We start from the raw sequence: 23101 nt of genomic DNA on the forward strand, positions 1-23101 counted from the left end.
AACCGCCGCTGGGGCGGCGTTTTCTGCGGCGTCGGTGCTCAGGCGCCGGGGCGAGCCGAGAAGGTGATGGTTGCGGCGACGGGCAGGTGGTCCGAGGCGAGCGTGGTGCCGACCTCGGCGTCGCTGAAGCTGACGTCGCGGCCGAGGATGTAGTCGATCCGCTTGGTCGGCAGTTCCGACGGCAGCGTGTTGGCATCGTCGCGACCCGCAAAGGCGTCGTCGAGGACGGTGGTGAGGCGCTGGATTTCAGCCGAGTCGGGCTCGGCGTTCAGGTCGCCCAGCAGGACTGCCGGCCGGTCGTTGCGCTCGAAGATCTCGAGAGTCTCGGTGACTGACAGGTCCCGCTGCTCGGCTCGCTGGTGGTCGTAGTGGGTGTTGTGGACCTCGAGGCGTACCCCGCGGATGTTGATCGTGGCGGTCAGCAGGCCGCGCTGCTCAGTCGGGCGCTCGGGGTAGTCGATGCTCGTGAGCAGGGTGTTTTCGCTGCGGACGATCGGGTAGCGGCTCAGGATCGCCGTGCCGTACTGCTGGTTGTGGGTCTGGCCCTCGGCAGGTGGCAGGTCGAGGTTGGCGCCGAAGACGACATGCATCCCGAGGCGGTCGGCGAGCTCCTGGGCCTGGTCGGCGAAGTCGCTGCGCTCCCAGTGGTTGTCGACTTCCTGCAGGCCGATGACGTCGGCATCGGCGCGGGTGATCTCGGCGGCGATCCGGTCCAGGCTCAGCACGCCGTCAACGCCCTGGGCGTGGTGGATGTTGTAGGACATGACGCGGACCTCACGTTCGCGGGGCCGCGGATCGGCGTTGGCCGGGGCGGCCAGAGCGGTGAGGGCGAGGGCTGCAGCCGCGATGATCACGGCGATCTTGCGCAACATGGTGCTCCTTGGGTGGGGGGGTTGGTTTCACCCTGCCATGGACGGTCGTGTGAGTGGGGGTGGGGTCCCTGAAACGTTCGAGCCTGACGTGGCTCGTGGGCGATGTGTCCCTGGCGGCCGGCTGGCGGGGACGTTTCAGGGGCCTGGCCTGCGCCGGAGTCTGGTCCTGCCACGCCCCCTTCGGTCCCGTGCCTGGGGGCCGGTCCTGCCGTGCCCGTATTGGTCAACTCGATGGGCGTTCCGGTCCCGATTCGAGCGTTTCGGCCGATCGAGTTGACCAAAACGGGTGGCGTACGCCGGGATCCGGCGTCCCATGGACCGTCCGGCTCAGGCGTCGACGGAGGCGAGGATCTCGGCAACGACCGACGCCTTGGCTGAGGTGTACTCACCCCAGTCGTGCGTGGTCGCCGCGGCTGACCGCTTCACAGCCAGATACGTGGCGCGCTGGTGCTCGTCGGCGATGAGGATGTCCCGAAACCGCAGTCGCCTTGCTGGGCGCCAGAACCACTCGCTCATCCGATGCCACCCGGTCAGTGTTCCAGAGCTGCTGGGTCGCTGGGCTTGGAAGACGTGCGGCTCGCCCTGAAGTGTCCTGCGCAGCGGTGTGCGACGGACGATTTGGCCATGGCTCAGGTCAGGCGCGGACGCTTCAGGGGAGGGCTCCCTCTCGTACCGTGGCGGACATGACCGAGTTCGTACTCTTCTGTCTGCCGACGGTGATCTATCTGGTCGTGCAGTCGCGGGGGAAGGACCGGACTCTGGCCGCTACCCGGGGCGCTGGTCCATGCCATCGCCAACGTGGTCGCAGGACTGGTGAGTTCATAACGGTTGGGTGAACAATGGGCCATTTCTGTGGATAACTCCAGAACTGCTCTCGATTTCTTCGCCTGGGGGCGGTCAGACTGAGGGCACTTCCTTGGATCGGAGTTGATCGTGGCCTGGATGAAGTGGTTGCCGACGGCGGCGCTGCTGGTGTGTCTGACGGCGGGGTGCCAGACCGACACCGGTGGCCCGCCGGTGTCGCCGGCGCCAACCGGCGGTGGGACGTCCGCGCCGACGTCGGCGTCGTCCGTGCCGACTCCAGAGCCGACCTGTACGCCTGATGGTGCCCGTTATCCGGAGGCGCGCAGTTGCAGCGAGGAGGAACGGGCCGAGCAGGTACGCCTGGACGAACTCGAGGCCGAAGCGATGCAGGTGTATCAAGAATTCTGGGATGAGTGGGTTCGGCAGATGAAGGCTGGCGGTTCACCAGAGCCTTCGGACTACATGAAGGAACGCGCTTCGGGCCCCTTTTTAGAAGGACAACGCTTGCTCCTTCGTGACATGCATGATGGAAGAGGCGAGTTGAAGGGCGAGCTGACTACCGTGGCGGCGCCAGCTCGAGGCGTGACGTTTCAAGGCTCTGAGGTGGCACTGATCGCGTGCATGGACGGCAGCGGGACGGTGACCACATATGAGGACGACGGTGAGTCGTATCCCGGGAAGCTGACCTACTGGACGCTCTCGCTTAGGCATGACCCGACCGATGGGCGACTCAAGATTGACGACGGCGAGCCCGAGGAGGTCAACGCATGCCCTATCTCCGACTAGCACTCACGTTGTTTGCTGCCTTTGCCCTGCTGACTCCGGTAGCCGCGTTCGCTCAAGGAGGCGGTGCAAGTCCTGGAGAGGACGAGTACAGGCTCCGAGCAGACGGAGTCAGGGGAGGCATGCCCGGTGGCCGTCCCCCTGTCAACGAGCGGCCCGTCCAGCCTGACCGTACAGATGGCCCGGGGCGGTCGGGGTCTCCGGTGAGGGTGGATCCGAATGCTCCGCGTGAGAACCGCGCTTCCTGTGCTGCCGATGGGGCGGCGGACGGCGTCATCGACAACATCGCGACCTGCATCGGCAACCGAGGCGGCGGCGGTGGAAGTGCCGCCCCGGCGCCGCCGACCACCGAGCAGATCAACCTGCACCTCAGCGAAACCGTGAAGCTCCCCGCCGGGACGCCAGTGCTCGGCCCAGATCCGTCGATCAACGAGTGGAACATGGCCGTCGTCGGCTATCCCTACTGGCTGTGGACCGAGGACCCTGAAGCGTTCGACCACGGCATCAGCCTGGCCGGGATCACCGTTGACTCCCACGCCGAGATCAAGCAGGTTGTGTTCGACGTCGGAGACCCCGAAGTCGCACCGATCCGCTGCACCACCACGACCCCGTGGCGCAAGGGCGTTCCCGCTGGAACGCCCTCACCCAACTGCGGCTTCCGCTACCTCAACCCCGGCCACCACGAACTGACAGCCACGACCACCTGGCTGATCACCTGGTCGTCCAACACCGGCCAGTCCGGCAGCTTCGAGATCGAGGTCACCGCGAGCCAGACCATCCGAGTCGGGGAGCTCGAGTCCGTCATCATCGGCTGACCCGCTGACCCGCTGACCCGCTGACCCGCTGACCCGCTGACCCGCTGACCCGCTGACCCGGCGTACGGGCCAGGACCATCTACGGATCCGCCCGCGCCACACCTGACCGACGGGCCTACCGTTGTGCCATGGCGAAGTTCAGCGTGTCACCGGAAGCGGCCCAGGACCCCCTCGTGCTGGCCCTCGACGTGGGCTCCAGCGGCACCCGTGGCTGCCTGTACGACGCCACCGGCCGGTCGCTGTCCAAGCGGCGCGACAAGCTTGAACACTCCTTCACCTCCGCCTCGGACGGGACCTCCACCATCGAGCCGGACCGGGTGGTCGCCGAGGTCAGCGAGATCCTGGATCGGCTGGTGGTGCCCGATGTCGCCGATCGGATCGCCGGGGTGGCGATGGACACTTTCGCTGCGACGCTGGTCGGCGTCGATCGCGCCGGCAACGCCATCACCCCATGCATGACGTACGCCGATTCCCGGTCCGCCGGCGAGGTCAAGGCGATGCGCTTCGAACTGGACGAACGCGAGGTGCAGGACCGCACCGGCGCCAGGCTCCACACCTCCCACCTGCCCGCGATGCTGCGCTGGGTCCACGCCGAGCGACCCGAGGTCTTCGAATCGGTGGATCGATGGCTGAGCCTGGGTGAATACGTGTGGCTGCGCCTGCTGGGCGACACCGCCGCCGCGACGGCGACCGCCGCGTGGAGCGGGCTGCTGGACCGGCGTACGGGGCAATGGGACCCGACCATGCTCACCGTCGCCGGCATTGAGGAACGCCAGTTGTCGCGCATCGCCGACCCCGACCAACCGGTGCGGCCGGTCAGCTCGGTGGTCGCCAAGCGGTGGCCGGCACTGGCCGACGCGGCCTGGTTTCCGGTGATCCCGGACGGGTTCGCGTCCGGGTTGGGGTCAGGCGCGACCGGCCCCAGTACGCCGGTGGTGTCGTTCGCGACGTCCGGCGCGATGCGGGTGCTCGTCGACGAGGTTGCCCCGCAGCTGCCGCCCGGGCTGTGGTGCTATCGCGTCGACCGCAACCGCAGCCTGGTCGGCGGAGCACTCAACGACGTTGGCCGGATGGTCACCTGGATGGAGAATGCGTTCCGGCTGCCCGACCTGGCGCGCCGCGATGCGATCCTGCAGGCCGAACCGAAGCAGGCCACCCCGTTGGTGTTGCCGTTCCTGACCGGCGAACGGGCCACCGGTTGGGCCGGTGATGCCCGGATGGTGCTGCGCGACCTGAACTACTCCGAGGGCCCCGAGGACCTCTATCGCGGGTGCCTGGAAGGGGTCGCCCTGTGCTACGCGCGTCTGGCCAAGCAGGTGACCGAGGTGTCCGGAGAGCCGGTCGCGCTGCGCGCCTCGGGGAGGGTCTCCAACAACATCCCCGGGCTGCTGCAGCTCGTCGCCGACGCGACCGGGCACCCCGTCGAACCAGTCGACATCAAGCGCTCCACCATGCACGGGACCGCGCTGTACGCCTTGGCCACCCTTGTGCCCGACGTGCCCGCCGCCGAAGTGCCGGTCGGAAAGGTGACCCATCCGATACCGGAACGGGCCGATTACTACCGGGATCGACTGGAGCGGTTCGAAGACCTCTATCGCGCCACCATCACCGAACGGATCGGCGCCAGGGACTGAGCCGGACCGGGCTGGAGGCGGGTTAGGTTGGCGTCGCCGTCACGTTGACTGCTCCGTCGGGTCGGGCCATGAGGAGTACGCCGTCGAAGTCGACGGGCGTCCAGCGGTCGCGGCCCGCGGTCCGAACCGTCCAGCCCTGCTCGGAGCTCACCGGTTCGACCATAACGGCGTGACCGTCGCCAATTCGCTGAGTCAGCGTCAGCCAAAATTGGTCCCGTACCCGCTGGGAGGGGGATCCAACGAACACTCCTGCGTGGATCTCGACCATCCACCGCGTGAGGTGTCCCCGTAGGCCGGGCGGGGCAGCGACGAGCACGACGACGACCATCAGAACGGAACCTCGTCGAAGTTCGGGCCCTCGATCACCGCGTAGTCAGGGTTGGCCAGGAACCAGTCCAAGTCCCAGTTGTGCCCCTGGGGCAGGACCGTGTCGTCCTCGCTCCACAATCCCGTCGAGGCTGATTCATTTTCGACCTTGTCCTCGAGTAGTAGCGACAAGATGTCTTTGACAACCCTGGGCATGAGGCGACCGTCCTTGATTCGATCGCGAAGGGCCCATCTGGCGTCGCTCTCCTCAGTTCTGCCTGCCGCAGCAAGCTCGAAGGCAAGTGGAATGGTGTATTCGGCCTTGTAGAGGTCGGCGATGTCGAGCACGAACGACACTGCGGATCCGGTGTGGACAAAGCCGAGGGCAGGGCTGGCTCCCACCCCAACGATGGCGGCGTGGACCAGCCCATACAGGGCCTTGTTTGCGGCCGAGAGGACGCGGTTGACGTCGTCGCCGGCGGCGTAGGCATCTCCTGCTTTGTACTCTCGTCGCACCCACTTCACGCCGGTGCGTTCGGAGTGCTCGCGGTACAGCTTCTTGACGCGGGCGCCCTCCATGCCGCGCAGACGACGAAGATCTGCGTCCGCAACGTCGTCGTCGGGGAACCGCATCACATACATGTTCTTGGCCACTCGCAGCCGATCCTCCCGCCGCGACACCAAGAATGCTTGTCTCTGAATGACATGCGCACTTCGCGCCGGGCCCAAGCCAGCAGAGTACATCCGGACACCGTGCTCTCCGACCCAGCAGACACTGGTGCCAGAGTCTCCCAGAAGAACCATGGCAGCTTGGGTGACCCGGGTGCCTGGACCAAGGAGCAGCGCGCCGATCATTGCGGCCGGCAATCGCACGCGCTGCTGTCGATTGATGAAGACCACCGCGTTCTCATCACGGTCGAGGTGGCATCGCTCCACGTAGACCGTGCTGATCCGATCTTCGACGCGATGGAGATCAGCTGCGCCCGCGTGCCACCACATCCACGGTCCTTGGCGGTGCGAGTGTGAGCAGACCGCAGCCGTACGCCTTGGCCTTGCCGATGCCATTCAGCAGAGCTTGCTTGAACACATCGACGTCGACGACCTCCAAGCGTCCTTGGAAGGTCACGATGTTGAGATGCACTTGTCCGGCTCCGCGACCTCGAGAGAATCGGACCTGTTCTCGACCGACAATCTGTACCTGGGCGTCCTCGGGATCAGAACCGACCGTGAACCCCCAGCGGGGTACTTCGCCGACCGTTCGATCCAGGAACCACTCGAGTTGGTGCGCAGCAGTCCGGTGGGCAACCCGAACGGCTTGTCCAGACTCCAGGCGCTTGGCTTGACCGCCGGTCGGATGGGCAACCGATCGAGTCGACACGACAGGATTCAGGGCGACCCTGAACTCGAACTGCCGGCCGCGCGACACCTGGCCCAGGAGGGGATCGAGGCTGGCCACTCGTGGAGCGCCGTCGGGGTTGTCGATCCACCCTGCTTGCTCGACGATGTGGTCCAAGGTTGGACGCGTTGGGGAGAGGATCAGCAGCTCCACCTCGTTGCGTCGTTCCTCGAGCCGCCACAGCAGGCGTCCATTGGGAGCAGGCGGAACCACACCGGCAACCGCCGCATGCACACGTTGGCGATTGGAGATCAAATTCTGGGCCCCCCGTCGCAGCGGGTTCAGCCTGACACTTGCCAGATACGCCACTGTCACCACCCCAGCAGAGCGAATGGGTCGTGGCCTGCGGACTTCGCGTCTGCATCCGGCTCCATCCCGGTTGGAATCTCGACCCACAGATGTTGCACTCGGCGAGTGCTGAATGCACGGTCTCGATGGGCGAAGTTGACAGGAATGTCGCCGGCCAGATCATCGCCGTCCGCCGCATCCACCGTTGCAGCCAATCTCACCGTGCTGCCGAGCCTACGGGACTGGCGCGCGGCCACCCCGGCCTGCCACGGCACTGTCTTGAGAAGGTCCTGCATGGTCCCGTCCCATGTCAGGCTGCCGTCAGCAGCGTTCACCAGCAGCGGATCGGCCGGTGGGCAGCTGCGGCGACCGAGGAAGAGCGGGAAGACGGGGTGCTGCAGGCTGTCCGCCAATGTCTCAATCAGTCGCGACTCGCCACGGACGATGGCAACGAAAGCTGCGTCCTGGAGGTAGAAGCGAGTGGTGACGTGAGTGAATTTCTTCGGAGTCGTCGGCTTCTGCCAGCCTTTCGCGGTTGCATTGGATGACAGCAACGGGCCTCGGTCCAGTGCGGACACTGTGTGGTAGTCCCGAAGCAATGAGCCGGGCTGGTCGGCCCGCACGCCCATCTCGAGGCCGACCAGATCGGCGATCGTTTCGCCTCTCCTGCGCCCGCTCGCGGCAGCAAGAAGGCCAACGATTCCGGACTTCGAGGGCTGCTGATCAGTACTTCGCCGATTGAACTCGCTAACCGTCCCCCATGACTGAAGGGGCCCGGCGAGCCGCAGCACGATGCTTGCCACGGCCATCAGGACGCCTCGTCGACGGCAGCACGAACGGCCTTGAGGAGCTCGTCCATCGTTCCGGTGGAGCCGAGTGCTCCAACCTCGAGGCCGGCAGCCGCGCTGTTGATCCGCAGCAACGGCTGATCACCCCAGCGGTCGCTTTCGGTTCCGACGAACTCGTTCAGGCGAGCGACTGACTGCGCCAGATACCCGCGACCGTCGGCCAGAACTGGCTCTTCGAACGCGGACATGTAGTTGACAGGACGGTCGTCACGGACCTCGATCAGCACCAGGCCGGGTCGGGTGTGTGCGGCGAAGGTGTTCTGCTTGCCGGTGGGCATGCTGCGTACGAAGGAGCGAACAAACTGCTCTACTCCAGCCACGGCCGGTTCCGATTCACCCATGTTGTCGATCAGCGCGGGCACGCTCAGGGCTGCGTAGCGGTACAAGGTTGCCGAGTTGAACTCGACGGTGCCGATCATGCCTGCGCCAGTCTCGTCGGACTCCTGTGCGTCGTCGACGGCAGTGAAGTAGTCGAACTGGGTTGGAGCGGCGTGGGTCGCGAGCGCATGGCTGACTTGCACGGCGGCGTCAACGTTGATCGCGGGGAGGTCTGCCACCATCCGTCCGAACAGTGCGACGTCGAGGGAGTGGCCATGCCCGAGGGCCTCGCGAACACGAATCGCCTCAGCGAGGGCCTTCGGGTCCTCCCAGAGATCGGGGCGGCGGTGGGTCGCCTCGACAAGCTCCACTACCTGGGGCCGCGAGAAGAAGAGCAGGTAGGCCGTCTCGTCATCCTTCTTGCCTGCCTTGATGCCGATCTGCGCCAAGATCTCGACGGTGAGGCTGGCAGCCACGTCCGCGGGCACACCAGATTCGTTCAGCGCCTCACGGATGGTCTCGTTCACCCGCCGCGTGCGTACTCCAAGCGACTGCCGATCGATGTCGGCCAGGAAGTCCAGCCGGATGGCTCGCTTCCATGCCTGCGACGACACTCGGAGCCGTTCCACGCCTCCGTATCGTGCCGACTTGGGGGAACCGCTGTCGTCGCGGTTCAGGTTCGACGGCGGGACATCCTGCAAAACATGGAGGTTCACGTAGAGATTCGCCATGGTGTCATTCCTCTTCATTCTTGTTGGTCTGGAAGTACGCCGCACCCCAGCGGCGGCGTACGGCGCCTGCGCGCAATTCGTTCTGGATGTTCACGAGGTCCCAGAACAGCGCGGTGTAGTCGAAAGTGATGGGGCGCTTGGTCGCTCCCATCAGCTCCACGAGCGACGTCAGGTGGTGGGCGAGTTCCGTCATCTGTCCAGCGGTGGCGAACTGGCTCACCCGACTGTCCAGTGCGTCCTCACTGAACTTTCCGCTCCGACGGACCTCGCGAAGGGCGGATCCGAACGGTCTGCCTGACTGATGGACTGCGAAGGGCTGGCCTTGCTGGTGGCGCCCAAAGGCGATCAGACAGGCGTGCTCTGCGCGAAGTTGATTCGAGATGCGCCCATCTGGGCGCAGGTGGCGATACCAGCGCAAGGTGGTGAAGTCGTCGCCCGGTTCAGTTCCGTGGTTTCTTCTGAGGGCGGCGAGTGCACCACCCCCTCCTTCGACCGTCAACTGTCCCTTGTCGTCAACCATCTCCCACAGATAGGCGCTCATCCGTCCGTCTCCTTCTTCTGTCGAGTTGATGCGCGTTCCTGCCGGAGGCTGGCCAGGGCTTGGTCCAGCTTCCAGTTGAACCGTCCTTCGATGTCCGAAAGCCTCAGGACACGACCGTTGCTGCCCGTCTCGCGGCCGAGAAAACTGGATGGGGGAGCTGCATCGAGCATCGGTCCCACGACCTGTCGCGCGATGGTGTCAACGGCTCTGTCCCACGCCAGCAGCCCCTCATGCAGCCGCTCAGGCTGCCGCTGGAGACCGGTCAGCAGTCGCTCGGTCGGGGAAGTCATGAGCGGCAAGGCAGCGTTGCCAGGATGGTGACCCGAATCCCAGGCGATCCGCTCGGCACCTTGGATCTCGCGGAGTTGGCCCGCGACATCATTGATGGCACGCCGCACTTCCTCTGCTCGTCGGGCCACCTCGCTCAGGGCATCACGCACGCTCCGGTCAACGGCGAGTGCCGCGACGGGGAGCGGAAGTGAGTCCAGGTGGACGTCCTCAATGATGGCCGATTGGTTGCCGTAGGTCGCTGCGACACAGATGAGGTTGAGGGGATAGTCCCAAGGCAGCCAGTCATCGCTGTACTCACGAATCTGGCGGAGGAGGAGGCTCGTGCGGGATTCCCCCTCGAACGCCACCAATGAATCCAGACCACGCCACGCTGGCTGGCCCGCGGACCATCGCATTGGACGATCGGGACCGGACTTGGCTTCCCGCCACCGGGTGTGCGGTTCCATGTCAGGCGGGGCGAACAACAAGCGATCACCAGCGCCCACCACGACGCCGCTCACGGCATCGCCATCTTCATTGGGCCAGAACCGAATGCGCCGGGACTGCCACGTTGCGAGCTCGAGATAGCCCTGAGGCTGCTTCACTTCCCACGACGCCGTCCACTCGCGCTCCCATGCCGGTCGAGCCTCCCCCGAGGTGGGCCCGAACGGAATGTTCAGCAGGATCGTCTCGAACAGGTTCCGTCCCCAAGGGACAATTCCGCCGAGCTGCCCGAGCGGCCCAGTTGGGTTGCCGGTGGTCTTCCCACTCTTGGCGATCGGGTCGTTCTTCATGCCCGTCTTGATCGATGCGGTGTCGTAGCCGTGATTGATGATCAGTGCCAGTGCGGCCTCAGCAAAGCTGAGCGGCGTGGTGCTGGCATCAAACTCGGCGCTGAACAACGGGACGTTGTTTCCAGAGGCAACGTCCAGCCGGATCGACCTCGCGTTCCGCGGGCCACCGCTCAGCGGCTCGATCCCCGGGACCTGGTAGAACGGGCGGTCTCCGAACAGGTCGAATGACCCCTGCCAAGCGTCGAGATACTCGTCAATGAGTCCCTCGGTGAACTTCCCGGTCTCCCACAGGGAAGCGATGTCATCAGCACTGGTGATGTCATGGCTGGCGATCACGACAGCCGACAGCAACCGCACCATCGGAAGGATCGCCAGAGGCTCGTCAGTTGCGAGACCGACGAGATCCCCGGCATCGCGCAGGGCCGTGCGGAGGGATCGGAGTTCCTTGCCGTCCGTAGACATGACAGGAAGCCAGGACTCCTCGGTCAGCAGGAAGGAGTGCGACACTACTTCACCCCTTCAACATGTGGATTGCTTGCCATGAGCGGACTCTAGTCATGTGGGATCGAGTGCCGCTAGATCCGTCCGGACGCACGTTTTCCCACCGGCCTTTCACAGAATCTCCAGTCCCAGATCGTCGTCATACCTCACTGGCATGGCACCGATGTGGCCCAGATTGTTCTCATCCAGAACGGTCACGATGCTTCCTGTCAGGAACGGCAGTCCCTCCCACTGAGGCAACGGACTGGCGCCGGCCATCTCCTTCCGCCATCGCAGGCGTACGGAGTCGGCCAGGACCCGGCGAGCCACGTCTCTGTCGGCCGCCCGTTCGCCGGCGTGGCCCAAGGGCGTCCCTGTCAACGATTGCAACCGGTCGCCGACTCGCTTGATCAAGATGACCTCAAGGCTGTCTTCGCCATCTCGAACCACGGGGCGATCATCGGGGGTTGCGGATGACGACCGGGCATGCAGGTTCACCAGATCAACCCTCGTGGTCTTCGGATCACCGTCGAGGCGAAAGGTCGCGGCCACACTTCGGCGATACTCCCGCTCAGCGGTTTCATGTCGGGCTGCAGCGGCAAGGAGCGCCTGCCAGGCCGGGCTTCCGGAGGGCGCATCTGAGTACGCGGCTGCAACGAGCTGCGGGACTTCGGACGGGATGTGCCACAGGGCGGGGGCCCGAAGGGCGTCTGCGCTACGAAGGAGCCCGCCCGGCCGATAAACGGTACGCCGGATGAGCGGGTCCCGGGGCTCAGCCTCGGGACTGTCGGCAAACGAGCCTGGCCAGTGAGGAACGCCGTTTGCCCAGTCGAGGCCAGTGACGTGGACCCTGGGCTGCTGGAGGCGACTCGGCCTGTCTGAGGCGGGCCGATCGTGGCGATGCAACCGCCCGATCCGCTGGAGCAGAAGATCCATCGGCGCAAGGTCGGTGAACAGGACATCGGCGTCCACATCGAAACTCTGCTCGGCGATCTGTGTGGCGACGATCACCAGCGTGCCAGGACGGTCGCCGTCCGGTCCCAGGTCTCGAACGGCCCGGGCAGTGCGGTCGGCCCGTTCCGCAGCCGTGAGCCGGCCATGGATGAGCATCGCGGGAACGTTGAGTCGCCGCAGCTCCCGGTACACCTCTTGTGCGCGACGCACCGTGTTGAGGATTGCGAGTGCCACACCGCCGTCGTTCACCTGATCCCGGACCTCCGACGCGATTCTGCCCTCGGAATCCTCGCCGGTGCCAGGGACTGCAGCTACCTCGACCGCAAGGTCTGGGCGGTACGGGTCACAGCTGCGGAGCTGCTGCTCGCCGTTGTCTGCGACGCTCAGGATGCTCGGATAGGCGGCGACAGTGGCGTCGGAGGGCGGCAGCCCCGCGCCTTCACGCCAGGCGTTGACGAGGGCAGTCCGGATGCTCTCTGGAAGAGTTGCGGACATGAGGACCACCGGCGTTTTCATCCGGGCGCACCACCGGAGCAGTTCGTGAAGGAACACGCCCATGTAGGCATCGAACGCGTGCACCTCGTCAATCACGAGGACCCTTCCCATCAGCCCAGCGTGGCGAAGTGCAACAAACTTGGTGCGGGTGGCTGCCCACAGCACTTGGTCAATGGTCGCAACGCCGGCGCTTGCCAGGAGGCCCCGGTGTCGGCCGGCGAGCCACGCTGAGGGCATGGCGGCCGAACGTTGACCGTCTCCCCAGTCATCGGCCGGAAGTCCGTACTCGTCAAGATCGTGAACTTCGCCAACTCCCACGCCCTCAGTGAGGTTGACCCAAGCCTCGTTGAGCATCGCCTTGCCGTGGAGCAGCGACACAGGAACTGTCGGATCGACCGTCTCCATCCAGGAACGGACTCGGTCATACATTGCATCCGTCGTGCCCTGAGTGGGCATCGCGAAGAAGACCCCCTTGGCTCCGCTGCTTGCGGCCAGCATCTCCGTGAGGGCCAACGCAGCCTCAGTTTTTCCCTCTCCCATCGGCGCCTCGATGATGGTGAGGCCCGATCCGCCCATGCCCGCGCCCACAGCGAGCGCCTGGAGCGGCCGGGGGTGGAACCCGAAGTGTGCGGGGAACTCGTCAATGGAGGTCAACAGCGACTGTGTCGTCCAGCCGGCGTCGAGGCCGAGCCGGTCCCACGCCGATCGGGCCCGTTGCCGTGCTGTCAAGATGTCGACGTCGACGAGGCCGAGCCCGGGGAACAGATCAGACGAAGCAATCCAGTCCGCCATGACGATCAGGCCACCGAATGCGGTCTGAACTCCTCGGGACGGCCGACTGGGGGACCAACTAGTTAGGTCAACTCCGAGCTGCCCCAGCACCTTGGCGGCCAGGTGGTGGCGAACCGCAGCCCATTGCGGGTCGCCGTGCCCAAGTGACGGTCGGCCGGCTGGCCCGCCGTACCGACCATGGTGACCTTCGATCAGCGGGGCGGCCCAAGACCATGACTTCCATTGGGCCGCTGGGACGATCTCTCTCAAGGCCACGGCGCCGGCTCGGCCATGGTGCCAATCTTGAAAGATCTTGAGGTTTGAAGGCGGCACGGACAGCCCGGCGGACTCGATGCCGGACACCAGATCGTCACGACCGATGTCCCGTGCCTTGACTTGAAAGGCCGGGGTGGCCTTGCCGATGTCGTGAAGTGCGCTCAGTGTCACCAGGAGCTGTTTCCCGTCGCCGTTGCCGGCCGCCGCCGCGAGGTGCTCGCGCGCAGCGGGGGCCAGGTAGTCCGTCCAGATCAACTCGGCCACGGCCGCGGTGTCGAGGAGGTGCCCGACGAGCGAGTGGGGTTTCCCGCCCGCGTCGGACTTGGCCCACAGGGCTGACGCTGCCCGTTCAATGTCCATGGCCGCATTGAAGCAACAGTCACTGACAAGTTTCGGGCCGGCGGTGCGGCTCAGAGTGGTGGGGTAGTGCTTGCATTGCTGACGCTTGGTGCGAAAGACTGCTCATGAAGGAGCTGCGGATTCCAGAAGAAATCCGTTTCGCCAAGTGTCGTCCCCGCACACGCGGGGATCTTCCGTCGCAGCGGGTAGCGTCAGGTTGAGGGTCTGGGTCGTCCCCGCACACGCGGGGATCTTCCTGATGAGCCGTCCGTCGGGGGTGTTGATGAGGCGTCGTCCCCGCACACGCGGGGATCTTCCCTCGCTGTGGCGGCACCTCCGCCGCCGCGGCCGGTCGTCCCCGCACACGCGGGGATCTTCCCTCGGTCCACTTGCGGAACCCGGCGACGTGGGTGTCGTCCCCGCACACGCGGGGATCTTCCGGGGCGGCTCGACCTGGGATCAAAACAAAGGGCGTCGTCCCCGCACACGCGGGGATCTTCCCGGAATCCACAGCGGATGAGCTGCCAAATGGTCGTCGTCCCCGCACACGCGGGGATCTTCCCTGCAACCGGCGCAGGGACCGGCCAGGGCCGTGGGGCTGGTTGACGTCGTCCCCGCACACGCGGGGATCTTCCTCCCCGCACGGTCCGGGCGTGGGAGTCCGGCAGGTCGTCCCCGCACACGCGGGGATCTTCCGTTGGAGCGCCGCATCGCGTCCGACTGGCCCGAGTCGTCCCCGCACACGCGGGGATCTTCCCTTGACACCGCGTCAGTTGAGATCCATGCCATGGTCGTCCCCGCACACGCGGGGATCTTCCCTCCAGCCGCCACCGCGAGGTCGCCTTGGTGCTGTCGTCCCCGCACACGCGGGGATCTTCCCCGCACCGTGGCCGCCGCCGCCGCACAGACAAGGTCGTCCCCGCACACGCGGGGATCTTCCCTGCTCGGCCCTGCCGCCGACCAGCTGTCTGACGTCGTCCCCGCACACGCGGGGATCTTCCCTCGGGCACGTCCACCGCCGAGGTGCCTGCCGTGTCGTCCCCGCACACGCGGGGATCTTCCCCCATGACGGGTTGCGGGGGAGTTGTCGTGACTGTCGTCCCCGCACACGCGGGGATCTTCCGCGCACCGAGGCATGGGGACGGCCAGCAAGGACGTCGTCCCCGCACACGCGGGGATCTTCATCGGCGCAGACGGCGGCGAGGCGTCGTCCCCGCACACGCGGGGATCTTCCCTGACCCCGAAGACGAAAAAATCCCCCGCAACCCGTCGTCCCCGCACACGCGGGGATCTTCCGCGCACCGAGGCATGGGGACGGCCAGCAAGGACGTCGTCCCCGCACACGCGGGGATCTTCATCGGCGCAGACGGCGGCGAGGCGTCGTCCCCGCACACGCGGGGATCTTCCCTGACCCCGAAGACGAAAAAATCCCCCGCAACCCGTCGTCCCCGCACACGCGGGGATCTTCCCGGGGGCGTAGCGTTCACTAACAAGTCGATCGAGTCGTCCCCGCACACGCGGGGATCTTCCCACCCGCGAAGCGCTCGCCTCTGAGTTGCTGCGGTCGTCCCCGCACACGCGGGGATCTTCCGCTCGAACGCCGCATCGCGTCCGACTGGCCTGAGTCGTCCCCGCACACGCGGGGATCTTCCCTTGACTGGCACTCTGGATCACCCCCGCCGGTTGTCGTCCCCGCACACGCGGGGATCTTCCCTAGCGTCGATCTCGGTCCACCTCGACGGCGTCGTCGTCCCCGCACACGCGGGGATCTTCCTCCGACCCTTCACGCTGCTCGTCCAGCTCGACAGTCGTCCCCGCACACGCGGGGATCTTCCCTGTGGTGGATGTGGGAGCGAGCTAGCCAGGGCGTCGTCCCCGCACACGCGGGGATCTTCCCGGCATCGACTCGCTCGGCGCTGACCTCGTCAAGTCGTCCCCGCACACGCGGGGATCTTCCGCGGCTGTCACCGGACGCCTACCAGCGGCTGCTGTCGTCCCCGCACACGCGGGGATCTTCCGTACCAGCCCTACTCCGACGACACGAAGGTGAAGTCGTCCCCGCACACGCGGGGATCTTCCGCACCAGCTCCCGACACCGGATTCAGCGGTGTGGTCGTCCCCGCACACGCGGGGATCTTCCCTGTTGGCTGTACAGGACGGTTTCGCACAAAAGGTCGTCCCCGCACACGCGGGGATCTTCCCGCCTGCACCAGAGGTCTCCAGCGACATGCGCAGTCGTCCCCGCACACGCGGGGATCTTCCTGTCGGCGGACAGCTCGCAGTATCGGGCGGCGGGTCGTCCCCGCACACGCGGGGATCTTCCTGCGTCGCCCAGTCCTCGCCGTTCAGCGTCTGCGTCGTCCCCGCACACGCGGGGATCTTCCTCAGACCGCGCTGGAGCCCGCCCGGATCATCAAGTCGTCCCCGCACACGCGGGGATCTTCCTCACGAGCTGATCAAACGGCAGCCACGCCGCGAGTCGTCCCCGCACACGCGGGGATCTTCCCACTCGACCGTCATCGACTGCCCCGACGACGGGGTCGTCCCCGCACACGCGGGGATCTTCCCCACGCCATTCCTCGTTCGAGTCCTGCCCTCGAGTCGTCCCCGCACACGCGGGGATCTTCCCGGCAACTGGGCGGCCCGTCAGATCGGCCTGTCGTGGTCCCCGCACACGCGGGGATCTTCCTCCCGGATCAGGGACTCAAGCATCTGGACCAGAGTCGTCCCCGCACACGCGGGGATCTTCCGTCGCCTTATGAGGTGATGATGGGCCGCTTCAAGTCGTCCCCGCACACGCGGGGATCTTCCTTGCAGCCGCTGCCGTGAGGCGCGCACACGGTGGTCGTCCCCGCACACGCGGGGATCTTCCCGCCTGGGAGGACGTGTCAGACCTGTCCCGTGCGTCGTCCCCGCACACGCGGGGATCTTCCCGGACCCCGGGGCGGGTTGCTGGCGGACGTACGGTCGTCCCCGCACACGCGGGGATCTTCCGTCTTCCTGCCCGACGGCAGCTCCGCCGGGTCAGTCGTCCCCGCACACGCGGGGATCTTCCGATCGCCCACGGTCTGGATCGGGGGCAGGCCGGGTCGTCCCCGCACACGCGGGGATCTTCCCACTGGCGGGTTCAAGCCCGTCCCCACACCCGCGTCGTCCCCGCACACGCGGGGATCTTCCGGCCCTGAAGGCTGGACCGTCCTCGCCACCGAAGTCGTCCCCGCACACGCGGGGATCTTCCGGTGTCGTCCTGCACGGCACCGCCGCTGATAGCGTCGTCCCCGCACACGCGGGGATCTTCCCCCGGCCCCCGCGATCCGAGGACTCGCCATCACGTCGTCCCCGCACACGCGGGGATCTTCCCCCGGCCCCCGCGATCCGAGGACTCGCCATCACGTCGTCCCCGCACACGCGGGGATCTTCCCGGCATCGACTCGCTCGGCGCTGACCTCGTCGAGTCGTCCCCGCACACGCGGGGATCTTCCGCGCACCGTCCGGGACCCCGCTGTTGCTGCGGAGTCGTCCCCGCACACGCGGGGATCTTCCGGAACTGACGTTCTGATCGTCTCACGGTTGCCTGTCGTCCCCGCACACGCGGGGATCTTCCGTCGTTCCCTCTCTGTCAGGCTGCGGTTCACCGAGAATCGGTCACCGCGCAGCACCTCGTCCCCGCACACGCGGGGATCTTCCCGGCAAGTGGCGCTACCTCTGCGCCGACCATCAGTCGTCCCCGCACACGCGGGGATCTTCCGAAATCGCGGCCGTGTTGGAACGTGGCCGTGACGTCGTCCCCGCACACGCGGGGATCTTCCCGTGAGAGGACTCACCAGTGCAACAGCCGATAGGTCGTCCCCGCACACGCGGGGATCTTCCCTCGCGACGATACCCGCCGGAGCCGATGGCCTGGTCGTCCCCGCACACGCGGGGATCTTCCGGCATTCAACGTAGGGACCATCCCTACGACCAAGTCGTCCCCGCACACGCGGGGATCCTCCCCGCTTCCAGTCCCGAATGATCGCGACCGTGTCGTCGTCCCCGCACACGCGGGGATCTTCCGTGCAGCACGACCGTCTCCGCGTCAGCGGCTTCGTCGTCCCCGCACACGCGGGGATCTTCCCCTGTTCCAGGCGTTGGTGCCGGCACTGCTGCCGTCGTCCCCGCACACGCGGGGATCTTCCCACCGGGTGGAGGTCAGTGCCGCGCTGCACCTCGTCGTCCCCGCACACGCGGGGATCTTCCGTCCACCGCTGGATCTCCGTCCAGGTCGACCGGGTCGTCCCCGCACACGCGGGGATCTTCCTGGGTCGTCAATGACAACTAGGTGTACTGCCCGGAGACGTTGATCAATCGCGAGAAGGGCGGGAGGTTCCCGCAGGCCGTGTGCGGCCGGTGATGGTTGTAGTAGTGCAGCCAGTCGTCCAGCTCGCCCCGTCGTTCGGCTTCGGAGGTGTAGCAGCGGGCGTAAGCCCATCCGTCGGCCAGGGTGCGGTGGAAGCGCTCGATTTTCCCGTTGGTCTGCGGCCTGTAGGGCCGGGTGCGCTTGTGCCGGATACCGAGTTCGGCGCAGGTGTCGCGCCACAGGTGTGAGCGGTACGCGCCGCCGTTGTCGGACAGGACCCGCTCGACGGTGACGCCGCGGGCGTTGAACCACTCGACGGCTCGGACCAGCACGGCGGTGGCAGTGCGGGCGGTTTCGTCGTCGTGGATCTCGGCATAGGCGACGCGGGAGTGGTCGTCGATGACGGTATGGACGTAAGCCTTGCCCATCAACGGGTCGTAGTGCTTGTTCTTCGGCTTGTCGGGTGTAGCGGCCCGGTTCTTGTCGCCCTGTCGCCGCCCGACGTAGCGCCATCCTCCGCCGTCGGGATGTTGCCGAGCTTCTTCACGTCGACGTGCAGCATCGACCCTGGGTGATCGTGCTCGTAACGGCGCACCGGTTCTCCCGTGGCGCGGTCGACGTGCGACAGCCGGTTCAAGTGCACGTCTGTAAGGATGCGGTGGACCGTGGACGGGGCTATCCCAAGTCGGCTGGCCAACTGCACCGGCCCCTCCCGTAGTCGCAGGCGAAGACGGACGCAGCGCCTGGCAGTCTGCTGGTTGGTCTTGTTCGGTGAGTGATGCGGCCTGGATGACCTGTCCTGCATTGGCTCGCCGGTGCGGTAGCGGTCGGCCCAGCGCTTCACCGTGGGCCAGGAGACCTGGAACCTGGCGGCGACCTCGCTGATCGGCCAGCCGTCATCGACGACCAAGCGGCCGACGATCAAGCGGTGGCGAGGGGCGAGAGCGGCGTTCGCGTGGGACATGACGAGGCCTTCCTGTGGGCATGCGCCGCCCAGGAAGGCCAGTTGCCGCCGCGGGCGGCGAGATTGTGTGGGTCAGGGCTCATTGAGATGTGCACGAACTCGTGAGCCGTGGCACATGACGGTGTCGAGGGGTGTTCCCCGGCTCAGGCTCCCGGGTAGGAGTCGAGGTTCCACCAGTGGCCATCGAAGTCAGCGACACATGCGTTGCGCCCTCCGTGGGGGGCGTCGTTGGGCTCCGTGACGGTGGTCGCGCCGTGTGTCAGGGCTGCGGCGAAGAGGCTGTCCACGTCCTCATCACTGGCGACCACCAGGTTGCAGATCCCCGGCCCGTAATGCGGGTCATCGTCCCGAACAGAGCCGAGCATGATGCCCCCGTTGTCGCGCCAGGCAAGTTGCGCATGGGCCACCAAGGTCGCGTCATCAGGATCCCGCACGATCATGGCGGTGGTGAAGCCGATGGCTTGGAGGAAGTCGATGCCTCGATCGGCGTCTGTATAGCGCAGGCAGTGGAACAGCTGTGGTGTCGTCATGGCTCTAGCCTCACGCCGGAAGCATGTCGGTGTCTTGAAGCAATGGGAAATCGTCCTTCGACTGGCGCAGCGTCCATCCAGTCATCGACTTCCATTCCCGGGACAGGTGCGGTTGGTCGCTGTAGCCGGCCATCGCCGCGACGTCCGAGGGCTGGGCGCCACGCTGGACCAAGTCTTTGGCGTGGGTGAAGCGAGCGATGCGCGCCACCTGCTTGGGCGAGAGACCGGTCTCGAGGTTGAACAGGCTTGAGAGCCGCCGTCTGGACAGGCCAACGTCCTGAGCCAGGCCGGAGATGGGGATCGTGCCTCGGGTCCGATGGATCCGCGCGAGTGCCTCGACCAGGTCTGCGCGCGGTGCATGAGGATGCTGCTCGAGCCTCTTGGTGAGGAATGCCGCCAAGAGGTGGAACCGTCGTGGCCACGTTGACTGCCGCAGCTGGTCGAGCAGGTGCCTGGGCCACGAGAGATCATTCACATCAACCATCGAGCCGGCCAGTTCCCCGGCCGGCAGCCCGAGAAGCCGACGGGTCGAGAGCGGGTGGAGCGACAATTCGAGGCCCTGCTGGCGTCCCCTCGACTGGATCAGAGCCGGAGTGGTGTGCAGGCCGGAGACTAGTACGTCACAGAGATGCCGCGCGTCGCCATGAAGCCAGCCACAGTCGATGGGCTCTGCGAGCGACAGCACCACCGTGACGCCCATCGAGGGAACCCCGTGGTGGACGGTGTCGGTACTGGTGAAGTCGTACCCCACCCAGGAAAGGAGATGGGGGCGCAACCCTTGCGGGATAGCTGGCTGCCAAACGGGCATGCACCCACCCTAGGGAAGCCCCGGCCCAGAAACAGTCACTTGTCTGACGACCACTGTGGTGTCGCTACACGAACGCCAGGGCCGTGGCGGCTCGATCAACGTCTCCGGGCAGTACAGCATGGGTCGTCCCCGCACACGCGGGGATCTTCCCACCGAGTTCTCCGAGATGCAGGCCATCATCCAGTCGTCCCCGCACACGCGGGGGTCTTCTGATCGCCGACGGCTGCCGCGCCCGATAGTCGACGTCGTCCCCGCACCACGGCCTGGTGGTGCTGGCCCGATCGGGCCTGGACGACCTCCTCGGATCGGCTGCCGCTCGCTCCGGTACGCCGTTCGGCGAACCGGGGGAGCGGCAGCTGCCGCGCCAGACCCACCAGCGGATCCTGCGTTCCTTCGCCCGGGCCAGGCTGGTCCTCGAGCCCGGTGACCTCGAGACAAGTGACCGCGAGGAGCACCCCGAGGCCTGACCTACAGGTCCGTCCCCGTCAGGCGTACGCCCAGCTGCCACACGGCTTCGGCGGCGTCGTCGTCGCGGGCCAGCGGGCTGGGCAGGTGAATCGCCGGGTTGCCGGTCAGGCCGCCCGGGCCGTCGGGGCCCAGCATGCTCAGTGGCGGCAGGTCTGCGGCAGCGGCGGCGATCAGCGGTTTCGCGCCGTCCTCAGCCGACTGACCGAAGGTCCGCGACGCCGCGTCGGCCACCGTGCGTACGACCTTGTTTTCGGCTGCCCGCGGCAGACCGGTGGCGCTCCAGCCCGGATCGGCGATCTGGACGTCGATCCCGTCCAGGCGAGTCTGCAGCGCCCGCGCCCACAACATGTCGGCCAGCTTGGACTGCCCGTACGCCGCCATGATGCTCCAGCGTCGATGCCGAAAATCGGGGTCCAGGGCATCGACCCGACCTGCTCGATGGACGCCGGAGCCCACGACCACAACCCGACCCCGCAGCTGGGGCGCCAGCAGATTCGTCAACGCGAACGGGCCCAGGAAGTTCGTCGCCAACATCAGTTCGTGGCCGGCATCATTGCGCTGCAGCCGCTGCGTCACGGTGCCGCCGTTGTTCATCAGTACGTCGATCGGCTCATCGATGCTCTCGGCGTACGCCTGCACCGTGGCCTGGTCCGACAGGTCCGCATGGCCCAGAATCACCTCACCGCCCATGCCGTGGATGGCGCGGGCCAGGTCTTCCCCTTTGGCTTCGTTGCGGACCGGCGCCAGCACACGGGCGCCGGCCTTGGCCGCGGCGACGGCGGTGACCCGGCCGATGCCGCTGGTCGCGCCGGTGACGAGCCACGTACGCCCCGCCTGGTCGGGCAGGGCGAAACTGCTGAGTTCCTCAGGCATGGGCGTGACGCTACCAAGCAGCCGGCCTGCGCCGCCGTCGCCCTGAACCGTAGGTCCAGACCTCGTGACTCACTCCACCCGGCCGAGCAGGTGCCCCAGCGCCGCCGCCAGCTCGGCGTGCCGAAACTCGTGTCCCAGCTCGGTCAGCCCGGCCGGCTGCACCCGCTGGCTGGCCAACGCCAACTCGTCTGCTCCCTCCCGACCCAGCAACACCCGAGGACCGAGCGCCGGCGTCGGCAGCGCGGCTGGACGATGCAACAGCTGCGCCAACGTCGCGGCGTACTCCTCGTTGCGGACCGGATGCGGTGCGACGGCATTGACCGGCCCAGCCAGCTGCTCCGACACCAGCGCGCGGTGGTAGACGTCGACCAGGTCGTCGATGCCGATCCAGGACAGCCATTGCTTCCCGTCGCCGAGTCGGCCGCCCAGACCAGCCGCGAACAACGGATGGAAGATCTGCAACACCCCGCCCTGGGGGGTCTGGACGATGCCGGTCCGGACCTGGACGGTTCGCAGTCCAGCCTCGGCCGCCGGCCGGGTCGCGTCCTCCCATTCGGCCACCACGTCGGCCAGGAATCCGTCGCCGCGGTCGCTGTCCTCGGTCAGCACCTCATCGCCGCGGTCGGCGCCATAGATGCCGATCGCGGAGGCGGACACGAAGGTGCGGGGGCCATCCGGCGTACGCGCTGCCACCGCCGCCAGCCGGCGCGTCGGTTCCACCCGACTGGACCCGACCTCCCGCTTGTGCCGGTCGCTGAACCGGCCGGCGATCGAGGTGCCGGCCAGATGGAGCACCGCGTCGATGCCGACCAGCAGGTCCGGGTCAGGATCCAAAGGCGCCCAGCGCCGCTCGTCAGGTCCCGTGGGCGTACGCCGCACCAGCCGGATGACGTGGTGTCCGCCGGCGCTGAGGAAGGCGGCCAGTTGGCGGCCGATGGTGCCGTTGCTGCCCGTGATCGCGATCGTCAGCGGTGCGGTCGGCGCCGCGGCGAGGCTGGCCAGGTCACCGGCGAGTTGCCGGTGCCGATAGGCCACGATCGGCCGTAGCGTCGTCGCCGGGATCCGCGTGTCGATCTCGTCGGAGACGTAGGTCCGCTCATGCCCCAGCGCCTCGAAGACGTGACGGTGCCGCCACGACACCACCGCCCGCAACGGCAGCGAGGTCAGCTCGTCGACGAACCGGTGCGGCGGGTCGTAACCATCGGGCCGGTGCTGCGCCACCCAGCGCAGCCCACCCGGCAACGCGAGCTCGGCCCGGCCATCCCGCAGCGAGGTGCTCTCGCGGCGTACGGTCATCGGCAGCCACGGCGGCGTCAACCGGGTCATCGCACCGGGCCGGGTGTGCCACTCGAAGACCGTCGGCAGCGGTGCGGGGACGAGCCTGCGATATGCGATTCCCATGATGCA

Annotated in this window: 18 protein-coding genes, 1 pseudogene and 1 CRISPR repeat array; of the genes and pseudogenes, 4 read left to right on the forward strand and 15 right to left on the reverse strand. The window is 66.9% G+C overall.

Annotated features, from left to right (window positions below; translation table 11 throughout):
* Positions 1 to 38 precede the first annotated feature (38 nt).
* Positions 39 to 872 (reverse strand): endonuclease/exonuclease/phosphatase family protein, encoded by an 834-nt coding sequence (locus CGZ91_RS10995; protein WP_094455133.1) that lies wholly within the window; start codon positions 870 to 872, stop codon positions 39 to 41.
* Between the two features lie 327 nt (positions 873 to 1199).
* The gene (locus CGZ91_RS11000; RefSeq protein ID WP_094455135.1) at positions 1200 to 1388 is read right to left on the reverse strand and encodes a GrpB family protein; all 189 of its coding nucleotides are present in this window, start codon (positions 1386 to 1388) and stop codon (positions 1200 to 1202) included.
* A gap of 417 nt (positions 1389 to 1805) precedes the next feature.
* Between CGZ91_RS11000 and CGZ91_RS11005 the strand changes: the two genes are divergently transcribed.
* From CGZ91_RS11005 to CGZ91_RS11015, 3 genes are all read left to right on the forward strand, one after another.
* Positions 1806 to 2462: a hypothetical protein gene (locus tag CGZ91_RS11005; RefSeq protein ID WP_144276876.1), complete on the forward strand. Its 657-nt coding sequence runs from the start codon at positions 1806 to 1808 to the stop codon at positions 2460 to 2462.
* Between the two features lie 200 nt (positions 2463 to 2662).
* Entirely contained in the window at positions 2663 to 3274 is a 612-nt protein-coding gene (locus CGZ91_RS11010) for a hypothetical protein (RefSeq protein ID WP_144276877.1), read from the forward strand.
* A gap of 128 nt (positions 3275 to 3402) precedes the next feature.
* The gene (locus CGZ91_RS11015) at positions 3403 to 4908 is read left to right on the forward strand and encodes a gluconokinase (protein WP_094455141.1); all 1506 of its coding nucleotides are present in this window, start codon (positions 3403 to 3405) and stop codon (positions 4906 to 4908) included.
* Between the two features lie 22 nt (positions 4909 to 4930).
* Here the strand turns inward: CGZ91_RS11015 and cas2e are convergent, their stop codons facing one another.
* The 11 genes and pseudogenes from cas2e to CGZ91_RS11070 all read right to left on the reverse strand — a co-directional run bounded on the left by cas2e (position 4931) and on the right by CGZ91_RS11070 (position 20353).
* A complete protein-coding gene (cas2e, locus tag CGZ91_RS11020; protein WP_094455143.1) occupies positions 4931 to 5236 on the reverse strand; it encodes a type I-E CRISPR-associated endoribonuclease Cas2e in 306 nt (101 codons plus the stop codon).
* On the reverse strand, positions 5236 to 6279 hold the full coding sequence (cas1e, locus tag CGZ91_RS11025) for a type I-E CRISPR-associated endonuclease Cas1e (RefSeq protein ID WP_324252663.1): 1044 nt from the start codon (positions 6277 to 6279) through the stop codon (positions 5236 to 5238). Before cas1e ends, cas2e begins: the two co-directional genes overlap by 1 nt.
* A complete protein-coding gene (gene cas6e, locus CGZ91_RS11030; RefSeq protein ID WP_179229331.1) occupies positions 6188 to 6925 on the reverse strand; it encodes a type I-E CRISPR-associated protein Cas6/Cse3/CasE in 738 nt (245 codons plus the stop codon). The genes cas1e and cas6e overlap by 92 nt, the downstream gene beginning before the upstream one ends.
* The gene (gene cas5e, locus CGZ91_RS11035) at positions 6922 to 7707 is read right to left on the reverse strand and encodes a type I-E CRISPR-associated protein Cas5/CasD (protein ID WP_094455149.1); all 786 of its coding nucleotides are present in this window, start codon (positions 7705 to 7707) and stop codon (positions 6922 to 6924) included. The genes cas6e and cas5e overlap by 4 nt, the downstream gene beginning before the upstream one ends.
* Positions 7707 to 8795 carry a type I-E CRISPR-associated protein Cas7/Cse4/CasC gene (gene cas7e, locus CGZ91_RS11040; protein WP_094455151.1) on the reverse strand — a complete coding sequence of 363 codons (1089 nt, stop codon included), beginning with the start codon at positions 8793 to 8795 and terminating at the stop codon, positions 7707 to 7709. The genes cas5e and cas7e overlap by 1 nt, the downstream gene beginning before the upstream one ends.
* 4 nt (positions 8796 to 8799) lie before the next feature.
* The gene (gene casB, locus CGZ91_RS11045; protein WP_229116586.1) at positions 8800 to 9336 is read right to left on the reverse strand and encodes a type I-E CRISPR-associated protein Cse2/CasB; all 537 of its coding nucleotides are present in this window, start codon (positions 9334 to 9336) and stop codon (positions 8800 to 8802) included.
* Positions 9333 to 10907 carry a type I-E CRISPR-associated protein Cse1/CasA gene (casA, locus tag CGZ91_RS11050; RefSeq protein ID WP_094455153.1) on the reverse strand — a complete coding sequence of 525 codons (1575 nt, stop codon included), beginning with the start codon at positions 10905 to 10907 and terminating at the stop codon, positions 9333 to 9335. Before casA ends, casB begins: the two co-directional genes overlap by 4 nt.
* A 105-nt stretch (positions 10908 to 11012) precedes the next feature.
* Positions 11013 to 13736, reverse strand: coding sequence for a CRISPR-associated helicase/endonuclease Cas3 (locus tag CGZ91_RS11055; RefSeq protein WP_094455155.1), 2724 nt, complete (start codon positions 13734 to 13736; stop codon positions 11013 to 11015).
* Between the two features lie 147 nt (positions 13737 to 13883).
* Positions 13884 to 18012: a CRISPR direct-repeat array (repeat unit 28 nt; unit sequence GTCGTCCCCGCACACGCGGGGATCTTCC).
* A gap of 17 nt (positions 18013 to 18029) precedes the next feature.
* A pseudogene (locus CGZ91_RS11060) lies at positions 18030 to 19015 on the reverse strand (IS481 family transposase).
* A 143-nt stretch (positions 19016 to 19158) separates the two neighbouring features.
* Positions 19159 to 19545, reverse strand: coding sequence for a VOC family protein (locus CGZ91_RS11065; RefSeq protein ID WP_094455157.1), 387 nt, complete (start codon positions 19543 to 19545; stop codon positions 19159 to 19161).
* Between the two features lie 10 nt (positions 19546 to 19555).
* Positions 19556 to 20353 carry a helix-turn-helix domain-containing protein gene (locus CGZ91_RS11070; RefSeq protein WP_094455159.1) on the reverse strand — a complete coding sequence of 266 codons (798 nt, stop codon included), beginning with the start codon at positions 20351 to 20353 and terminating at the stop codon, positions 19556 to 19558.
* 266 nt (positions 20354 to 20619) lie between these two features.
* Here CGZ91_RS11070 and CGZ91_RS11075 point away from each other — a divergent pair, with 266 nt between their 5' ends.
* Positions 20620 to 20820: a hypothetical protein gene (locus CGZ91_RS11075; protein ID WP_179229332.1), complete on the forward strand. Its 201-nt coding sequence runs from the start codon at positions 20620 to 20622 to the stop codon at positions 20818 to 20820.
* A 1-nt stretch (position 20821) separates the two neighbouring features.
* On the opposite strand, the gene CGZ91_RS11080 is transcribed toward CGZ91_RS11075, so the two are convergent.
* Together CGZ91_RS11080 and CGZ91_RS11085 are read right to left on the reverse strand one after the other, a co-directional pair.
* On the reverse strand, positions 20822 to 21694 hold the full coding sequence (locus tag CGZ91_RS11080; RefSeq protein ID WP_094455161.1) for an SDR family NAD(P)-dependent oxidoreductase: 873 nt from the start codon (positions 21692 to 21694) through the stop codon (positions 20822 to 20824).
* Positions 21695 to 21763: 69 nt separating this feature from the next.
* Complete coding sequence (locus CGZ91_RS11085; protein ID WP_094455163.1) at positions 21764 to 23095, reverse strand: TIGR01777 family oxidoreductase; 1332 nt, start codon at positions 23093 to 23095, stop codon at positions 21764 to 21766.
* Positions 23096 to 23101 lie beyond the last annotated feature (6 nt).

Origin of the sequence: Parenemella sanctibonifatiensis, assembly GCF_002250565.1 — a bacterium.
GTDB lineage: Bacteria > Actinomycetota > Actinomycetes > Propionibacteriales > Propionibacteriaceae > Parenemella > Parenemella sanctibonifatiensis.